Annotated in this window: 6 protein-coding genes; 5 read left to right on the forward strand and 1 reads right to left on the reverse strand. The window is 62.1% G+C overall.

The genetic code is table 11. The annotated features are described in order from the left end of the window. Positions 1-853: 853 nt before the first annotated feature. The 4 genes from NW837_RS11600 to NW837_RS11615 all read left to right on the forward strand — a co-directional run bounded on the left by NW837_RS11600 (position 854) and on the right by NW837_RS11615 (position 5,585). Positions 854-2,122, forward strand: coding sequence for a hypothetical protein (locus NW837_RS11600; RefSeq protein ID WP_414331668.1), 1,269 nt, complete (start codon positions 854-856; stop codon positions 2,120-2,122). 8 nt (positions 2,123-2,130) lie between these two features. Next, entirely contained in the window at positions 2,131-4,569 is a 2,439-nt protein-coding gene (gene priA, locus NW837_RS11605; RefSeq protein ID WP_414331670.1) for a primosomal protein N', read from the forward strand. 99 nt (positions 4,570-4,668) lie between these two features. Continuing rightward, a complete protein-coding gene (locus tag NW837_RS11610; protein ID WP_011433806.1) occupies positions 4,669-5,040 on the forward strand; it encodes a YtxH domain-containing protein in 372 nt (123 codons plus the stop codon). Beyond that, a complete protein-coding gene (locus tag NW837_RS11615; protein WP_011433807.1) occupies positions 5,037-5,585 on the forward strand; it encodes a hypothetical protein in 549 nt (182 codons plus the stop codon). Before NW837_RS11610 ends, NW837_RS11615 begins: the two co-directional genes overlap by 4 nt. Here the strand turns inward: NW837_RS11615 and metG are convergent. Continuing rightward, positions 5,582-7,138, reverse strand: a complete 1,557-nt coding sequence (gene metG / locus NW837_RS11620; protein WP_414331671.1) for a methionine--tRNA ligase — start codon at positions 7,136-7,138, stop codon at positions 5,582-5,584. The genes NW837_RS11615 and metG overlap by 4 nt on opposite strands. A gap of 88 nt (positions 7,139-7,226) precedes the next feature. Here metG and NW837_RS11625 point away from each other — a divergent pair. Continuing rightward, the coding region (locus NW837_RS11625) for an FAD-dependent oxidoreductase (protein ID WP_414331673.1) at positions 7,227-8,686 on the forward strand (1,460 nt) is incomplete at its 3' end.

An 8,686-nucleotide genomic window follows, 5' to 3' on the forward strand; every position in this document is an offset into this window, starting at 1 on the left:
GGCAGCGGAGCTGGGAGCTTCTGGCTGAGCAAGAGCAGGGACAGCCCAGAGCAGGCTCAACAGTAGGCCACAGGGGGCAGAACAGGCAAGGTTCAACTGGGATCCCGCCGAGCCCGTCTGCTGTTGAGGAAGTTGAAGCGGATCCCTGGCTCCATTTTGCATCGCCATCGTGCGGTCATTCTCAACATCACCCCTAGCAGTATCGCAAAATGAAGGACAAAGATAAGACGGTTTTCCGCAGGCTCGCTGGCTGCCCTGTTCGGGCCAGTGGAAGCGAGTCCTCGCATTTGCCCCTGCAACGATGAGGCCGACCTGCGTCTGCCAGGAGCTCCGAGCACGGGCGGGACTCCTCTACACTCAGCAGAGACGCTTGGATTGAGACCGAGTCGATTTAGATTTAGACTCAGTTTAGAATGGTGGGGCCATCTGTCCGTGATGGCGGGGGTGGGTGTTGTGGGCGATGAAAGGGGGCAAGGTGGCAGACTCTCAGAGCACGCCCAAGCAAGGGGAGACCTCTTCCGGTCGGGATCGGGCCTCGCGGCCGAAAAAAAGTAAGCCAAGCCCTTCTGCCCAGTCCGGGGATTTGGGAACCTCAGAAGCAAGAGCGCGGCCAAAACAGGCCGATAGCACTCCGCGCCGTGCGGAGCAGCAGGAGATTTTACAAGATCACCCTTCTGGCTTGAACCCGCCCAAAAATCTCTCTATACTGCAGGGAACTTTATCATTTGCTCCCGCTTCTTCATCTCTCCTTCAATCTATGCGTGCTCCCTCTTCAGGTGACTCGGATCCCATCCTTTCAGAGACTCATGCGGGCTGTTCAGCATCCGAACCGGATCCCAGCACGGAGCGCCATTTGGCCCTGAGGCAGCGCCAGGAATTGGAGAACCGTCTGCTCAAAGCCGAAGCCGAGCTCCAAGAGCGGCGAGTTCTTCAGGAACAACTGCAGGCTTTGCACCAGAAGGTGGCCGAACAAGAGAAGGCGCTGCAGGAGCGGGAGCATCTCTTGCAACAGTTGCAGCAGACTTTGGCGGCTCAGAAAGTCCAGATCTCGGATCAGGAAGCTCAGCTTGCTGCTCGGCAACGCTTAAATGAACGGCAGCGGCAGGATATCGAGGCCCTGCAGGAGCAGATTGAGCAGCTACGCTTGGCCCACGCTCAGGAGCGCCGTCAATGGGAACAGCGCCAGCAGGAGCTGCAGGCCTCTCTGCTGGAAGCCCAGGATGTGGCGGAAAAGCGGGTGGAAATGCTGCAACGCTTTAAGGCAGAGCTTTCTCTGGCCCGCACTCAAATTGCCGAAACTCAGGCGGAGCTGAGCAGCCTGCGGGCTTTGTACAGCGACCAACAGGCAGCCTGGCAGGAGCAACGGGAACACCTCGAGGCCCGTTTGGCGGGCTATGCCGAGACGGAAGCCGAGGCCGAGCAGCGCTGGCGGGAACAACGGCAAGAGCTAGAAGCAGCCCTGGCCGAAGCCCAAGCTCAATTGGCGGCTTTGCAAGCTCAGCAGGAGCATCTGCGCCAGGGATCCCGGGAGCAGCAACAGCTTCAACAGCAGTGGCAGGCCCAGGCCGAAGCGCTGCAAGTGGCCCTCTCTCAAGCCCAGGCGGAAGTTACCCGTTGGCAGCAAGAGCACCGCCATCTGCAGGAACAGTACGCCCAAGCCCAGCAGCATCTCTCCGCCATGGAGCGGCAGTTGCAGGCTGCCTTGGAGCAGTTGGCCGCCCAACCCGACTGGCAGCCACAGTTGCGCTCTGCGCAGGCAACCATTCTCCATCTGCAAGAAGAAATTGCAACCTTGTCCACGCAACTGGAGAAGCAAGCAGAGCAGATCAAAGCCCTGCAAGGGGAGCGTGCTGCCCTGTGGGAAGAAAACCGCTCTCTCCGAGAAAAATACGAGCAGCAGCAGATGCATGTGCTGAGCTTGAAGGCGGCTTTGGAACGCAAAGGCTTGGATGTCCCACCTCGGGCCGATACCTCCAGCGCCCTCACGCGAACAGAGTCCCTTGGCCAGGCTCTGTCTCCAACCCCTGCTGCCAAGCCTACAATTCAGCCCCTGGCCCAACCTCTACCGTCTCGGGCAAGCAAGCGGGCGGTCGATCTGCCGAGGTTTCTGCCCCGTCCGTGAGGGATCCCGTGTTGCAGCCTGTGCCTCCCCGCTGGCTGGAAGTGTGGGTGGATCATCCCCATTTGGGGGGTTGCTTTACCTATCGTGTGCCAGAGGGATCCGCGCCAGAAGCGGGCGACCTGCTCAGCGTACCCTTTGGTCAGCAAATGGCGGGGGCAGTGGCCTTGGGTTGGCGCTCCGAGCTGCCGGCAGGGGTGGATCCGCAGTCGGTGCGGGAGATCGAGGCGGTGGTGGCCAAAGGGATCCTGCCCAAAGAATTCTGGCCCCTGCTGCAGCGGGTGGCCGACTATTACCTCACCCCTCTGGCCCAGGTGGTGCGCACGGTATTGCCCCCCGGCTTGCTCAGCCGTTCTCAGCGGCGTGTCCGCTTGCTCAGGCTCCCTGCCGAAGGGGAGGAATGTTCGCCGGCTGCCCAAACCCTGCTGCAGCTGCTTCAGGCCAAAGGGGGAGAGCTGTCTTGGCGCTATGTGCAACAGCAGGTGCCCACTGCCGCCCTCGCCCTGCGGGAACTGCAGCGACGGGGTTGGGTGGAGAGCTTTTGGCAGGAGCAACAGGGGGGCAGGGTGAAAACCCAGCTGGCCGCCAGTCTGGCCGACGACTCCCCAGAGGGGCTGAGCCTCCCTCAGCAGAAGGCGCTGCAGATCCTCAAGCAGAAGGGGGGAGAGCTGCTGCTCGCCGAGTGGGAGCGCCTGGCAGGAGTGAGCCGAGCGGTTCTGCAGGGGTTGGCCCGCAAAGGCCGTGTCCACCTCTACGAGCGCCCACTGCTGCGGCTGGGAGATGCCAGCCTGCCGGGGTGGCGGGATCCGCCCAGGCCCTTGACGGCCGCCCAGGCCCAGGCGGTAGAGGCGATCCGGCAAGCTTTGGGCCGGTTCCAGCGGTTTTTACTGCACGGGGTCACCGGTTCTGGGAAAACGGAAGTGTACCTGCAGGTGATCGCCCAGGTGCTGCAGCAAGGACGGTCGGCGCTGGTGCTGGTGCCCGAGATCGGCCTTACCCCGCAACTGATGGATCGGTTTCGGGCGCGGCTGGGATCCCAGGTGTGGGCCTACCACAGCGGCCTCTCGGAAGGCGAGCGCTACGACACCTGGCGGCAGATGCTGTCCTCCACCCCCCAAGTGGTGATCGGCACCCGCTCGGCGGTGTTTGCCCCCTTGTCCAAGCTGGGCCTGATCGTCTTGGACGAAGAGCACGACGACAGCTTCAAGCAGGATCAGCCCCAGCCCTGCTACCACGCCCGTCAGGTGGCCGAGTGGCGGGCCGAGCTGGCCGGTTGTCCCCTGGTCCTGGGCAGTGCAACCCCAGCGGTGGAAACCTATGCCGCCCATCTGCAGGATCCGCAGCGGTGGATCCGGCTGGCCCTGCCGCAGCGCATCCCCCAAGCTGGGATCCCGGCCACCCTGCCCCAACTGGAGCTGGTGGACATGCGCCAGGAGCTCCAAGCCGGCAACCGCAGCATCCTCAGCCGCCGTCTACACCAGGCCCTGCAGCGGACGCTGGACAGAGGGGAACAGGCCATTCTCTTTGTCCCCCGCCGCGGCCACAGCACCTTCGTCTTGTGCCGTAGCTGCGGGTTTGTCCTCACCTGCGAGCATTGTGATGTTTCTCTCACCTTTCATCTGGCCCATCTCGGCGGGCAGGAACTGCGCTGCCACTACTGCGGCGCCCGCCAACCCCATCCGCAGCGCTGCCCCGCCTGTGGATCCCCCTACCTGAAGCACTTCGGCACCGGCACCCAAAAAGTGGTGGAAGTGCTGCACCAGCATTGGCCCCAGCTCTCGATTTTGCGCTACGACAGCGACGCCACCCGCCGCAAGGGATCCCATCGCGATTTGCTGGAGCAGTTTCGCAGCGGCAAGGCCCAGGTGTTGGTGGGCACGCAAATGCTCACCAAAGGGTTGGACATTCCCCAGGTGACCTTGGTGGGCGTGATGGCCGCCGATGGGCTGTTGCACCAAGCCGACTATCGCGCCGGCGAGCGCAGCTTTCAACTGCTCACCCAGGTGGCAGGGCGCTCGGGCCGGGGATCCCTGCCAGGACAGGCGATTATCCAGACCTATCTGCCGGAGCACCCAATTTTGAGGGCGGTGCTGGCCCAAGATTACGAGGGCTTCTTGCGGGCAGAACTGCAACAACGGCGAGAGGGGGGCTATCCTCCCCACCGAGCTTTGATTTTGATCCGCTTGAGCAGCACCCGCCTGGAAGCCCTGGAGCGTTATTGCCATCGGGTGGCCGAACGCCTACAGGGGATCCCGGCAGAGGTGTTGGGGCCGGGGCCAGCTCAGGTGGAGCGGGTTGCCGGACGCTACCGCTGGCAGATCCTGCTGAAGCAACTGCCCGACCAAGATTGGGATCGCCCGAAGCTGGCTGCGCAGATCCAGGCCGCCATTGGCCATCCCCCCCAAGGGATCCGCGTCAGCCTGGATGTGGATCCCCTGCGGATTCTCTAGGAACAGTTGACCCGGCGCGCGGCAAGCCCGCCGATCCCGCGAGATCTTAAGGTAGTCTGGTTTCGGGGCCACCCGTATCCAACTCAACTCTGGCAAAGCATGGCTGAAAACCGGACTGGCGCGTTTATTGGTGGGCTGTTGCTGGGAACTGCTGTGGGCACCGCCATCGGCCTGCTCTTGGCTCCCCGCAGCGGACGGGAGACGCGGCGACTGCTGAAGAAATCGGCAGAGGCCCTGCCAGAGGTGGCAGAAGATGTGACCAGCAGTCTGCAATATCAATCGGAAAAGTTGTTCGACGCTGCCCAACGCAGTTTGGATGAGGCTCTGCTGCGGCTGCAGCAGGCAGTGGCGGTGGGCAAAGAAGCCATGTTGCAGAAGCGAAGGGAGCTGCTCCAAGCCCAGAACTCGCGTCCCTTTGGCGGGGAAGAAGCTGACCTAGAAGCTCGGGATGGGGAGGAGGCGGCGGGATGAACGACCCGGTCTTTTGGCTCGGCCTCTCGGTAGGCCTGGTAGCAGTGGGCATTTTGGCAGTGATCCTGACCCTACTACCTGCCGTCATTCAACTGGGTCGAGCTGCCCAGAGCGTGGAGCGCTTTTTCGACACGCTGCTGCGGGAATTGCCGCCCACACTGGAAGCCCTGCGCCTGACCAGCCTGGAAGTGAGCGAGATTGCCGACAGCCTCGACGAAGGGGTGAAAGGGGCCGGGCAGGTGGTGAAGCAGGTCAACCGCTCCATCGAAGGAGCACGCACCCAAGCCCAGGGCGCCCAAGTCAATATCCGCAGCTTTTGGGCAGGGGTACGGGCAGCCTGGCAGACGCTGTCCGGCGAAGTGCCCCCCACCACTGGCGCGATTCACAACCCGCGGCTGCGCCCATCCGACCCATCCAACCGTTCTTTCTCCGCTGCTTCATCAACACTTCCCCTGGGAGGTGACCGCCCTTTTGCCGGCGGAGCCACACCAGAGGGATCCCAAGCCGCTGCCCAATCTTCCCGACCGGACATCGCCAATCCCTAGGCGTTCCTCAGGATCTTCTGAAAGACAGGCGTAGGAGGCTGGGGCTCTTGCCCGGGGGGAAGCTGGCCCCAAGTCGCATCGGGATCCCAGCGCAGTTGCGTGATGTCGGTGAGGGAGAACCCCAGTTGCTGCAGGATCTTGAGGCTGAGAGCGGGAATGAGGGGCGAGAGCAGCACTGCCACCCAGCGCACGCTTTCCAGAACGGCATAGAGGATCTGGGCCACCCGTTCGTTTTGCCCTTGCTTGTGCAGCGTCCAAGGAGCCTGCTCATCAAGGTATTTGTTGCTGGCCTGGGCTAAGCTGAGGGCTTTGCGGGCAGCAGAGCTGGGATCCAGCCGCTCGTAGGCGTCGGCCACTGCCGGGGCAAGGCGCTCGGCCAGGGTTTTGAGGGGGTGATCTGCAGGGATCCCGACGGCGGGAACGCGGTAGTCGGATTGATATTTCCTGAGCATGTTGAGGGTGCGGTTGAGCAGATTGCCCAGGTCGTTGGCCAGATCGGCGTTGAGCACGTCAACGAAGCGGCCCTCGCTGAAATCGCCATCCTTGCCCAGCTCGATTTCCGTCAGGAAGTAGTAGCGCACGGCATCGGCGCCGTATTGCTGCACCAGCTCAAAGGGATCCACCGTGTTCCCCAAGCTTTTGCTCATCTTGAGGCCATCTTTGGTGAGAAAGCCGTGGCCAAACACCTGCTTGGGCAGGGGCAGACCTGCGGACATGAGCATGGCCGGCCAGTAGATGGCATGAAAGCGGACGATGTCCTTGCCCACCAGGTGCACATCCGCAGGCCAGTAGCGGCGTAGGGCATTTGCCAAGGTGGGCTCGTCGTCAGGATCCAGAGCGGCACTGATGTAGTTGATGAGGGCATCAAACCAAACATAAAGGGTTTGGCCGGGATCTGCCGGGAAGGGGATCCCCCAGGAGACACTAGGGCGAGAGATGGAAAAGTCCCGCAGGCCCTGCTTGACAAAGTTAATCACCTCATTGCGGCGGCTTTCTGGTTGGATAAACTCCGGGTGCTCCGCATACAGGGCTTCCAGCTTTTCCTGGTAGCGGGAGAGGCGAAAAAAGTAGTTTTCTTCATCTTTCCACTCCACTTTCTTGGTGGGGTGCAGAGGGCAAAACCCACCTTCTAGCAGCTCCGCCTCGTCTTTAAACTCTTCGCAGGCAACGCAGTACCACCCCTGCTGCCGCCCAACGAAAATATCCCCCTGATCCCAGACCCGCTGAAAAAACTCCCGCACAATGGCCTTGTGGCGGGGATCCGTGGTGCGGATGAAGCGGTCGTGGCGGATGTGGAGTAGGTGCCACAGTTTCGCAAACTCGGCAGAAAACTCATCACAGTGCTGCTGCGGCGGAACGCCCCGTTCTTCGGCGGTACGCTGGATCTTCTGGCCGTGCTCGTCGGTTCCCGTCACCATCAGCACATCCTTGCCCCGCAGGCGATGGTAACGGGCGATGGCATCCGCCACCAGGGTGGTGTAGGCGCTGCCGATGTGGGGAGCGGCGTTGACGTAGTAGATGGGGGTGGTGATGACAAAGGTGGAATCCGGCATGAGCATCCCCAAGGCTTTCTCCCATGATAGAGGTTGCCGGAAAGTCCAAAAGGCCAAGCCAGAGCGTGGGTGGGGAGAGGCTCATTCGATGAAACTTCAGGTTAACCTTCCGGGGTGGAGCAGGGTAGCCTTGGGAGCAGGGATCCTGGGCGCCGGAGCGGCTCTGGCCCAGCCCTTGCCGGAAACCCGGATCCCCTGTGAGATTTTCATCGCGGGGGGTGGGCTGGGGGGGGTGGCGGCGGCCTATGACGCGCTGCAACTGGGCCGGCAGGTGTGCATGACGGAGATCAGCGATTGGATTGGGGGGCAGGTGAGCGCCCAGGGAGTCTCGGCTTTGGACGAGCGACCCCTGCAGCGAGAAAACGACATCTTCCCCAGGGGCTACAGCGAGTTTCGCCGGCGGGTACGGGAAAAATACGGCGGCGATCCCAACCCCGGCAAGTGCTGGGTAAGCGTGCTCTGCTTTTCCCCGCAGGTGGGCCACCAGGTGATTCGGGAGATGTTGGATCCCTATCTGCAGTCGGGGCAGTTGCGGCTATTTACGGAGACGGTGGTCAAAGACTTGGAGATTGCGGATTACCAAATCCGCAGCGTGCAGGCCATCCGCAACATCCCCAAACACGCCGGCGTCCAGCCAGAGAATCGAGGGGATCTCTCCAGCTACTTTCTCGATTTTTATCGTCTAGAACCCACCGAGGACTGGGACAAGGAGATCCTGCGCTTTGAGCCGCCGCCAGAACGCCAAGACAAAACCCTGCCCTGGGTGGTGATCGACGCTACTGAAACCGGCGAGCTGCTGCCCTTGGCGCGGGTGCCCTACCGCCTGGGAACCGATGGCCAAAGCCGCTGGGAACCCAGCTCCAAGCCCTACGTGGATCCCTACTGTACCCAGGGCTTCACCTACACCTTTGTCCTGGAGCGCTCTGCTGTGCCCCAAGTCCCCATCAAGCCCGAGTTCTACAATGACCCACTGCACGGTCCCTACTACAGCTTTGAACAGCCGCGCTTTAACTTTGGCCTGGTCTTTACCTACCGCCGCATCCGGGGACAGGTGTTTGGCTTTGGGGAAGAGGCCATCCGGGTGGGGGATCAATCCATGCAGAACTGGACCTGGGGCAACGACTGGCGCATCACCGGCCCGGAGATGAACCTCATCCTTACCCACGAGCAACTGCAGGCCTCAGGCCAACTGCAGCCGGGCGGCTGGATGGGGGGCCTGCGGGTGGAAGCCCTGCGGCGAGCTGAGCAGCATGCTAAGGGCTTTTTCTACTGGCTGGTGGCGGGAAGGACGGATTTTCTCCTGCAACAGGAGGATCCCAACTTTCAAAAAGACTTCTACTTGCGCTATGCCTACCTACGGGGGCCCAATACCCCCATGGGAACTGCCAGCGGCCTCTCCAAGTACCCTTATATCCGCGAGTCGCGGCGCATCATCGGTCGCCCCAGTGGGGCCTACCCGCAGGGATTTACCATCTACGAGTCGGATATCACCACGCGGGAATCGGAGTTGAATCGTGGTCGCCCCTTTGTCTTCTACGACTCGGTGGG

It is taken from the genome of Synechococcus sp. R6-10, assembly GCF_047461815.1.
In the GTDB taxonomy this organism is placed as follows: domain Bacteria; phylum Cyanobacteriota; class Cyanobacteriia; order Thermostichales; family Thermostichaceae; genus Thermostichus.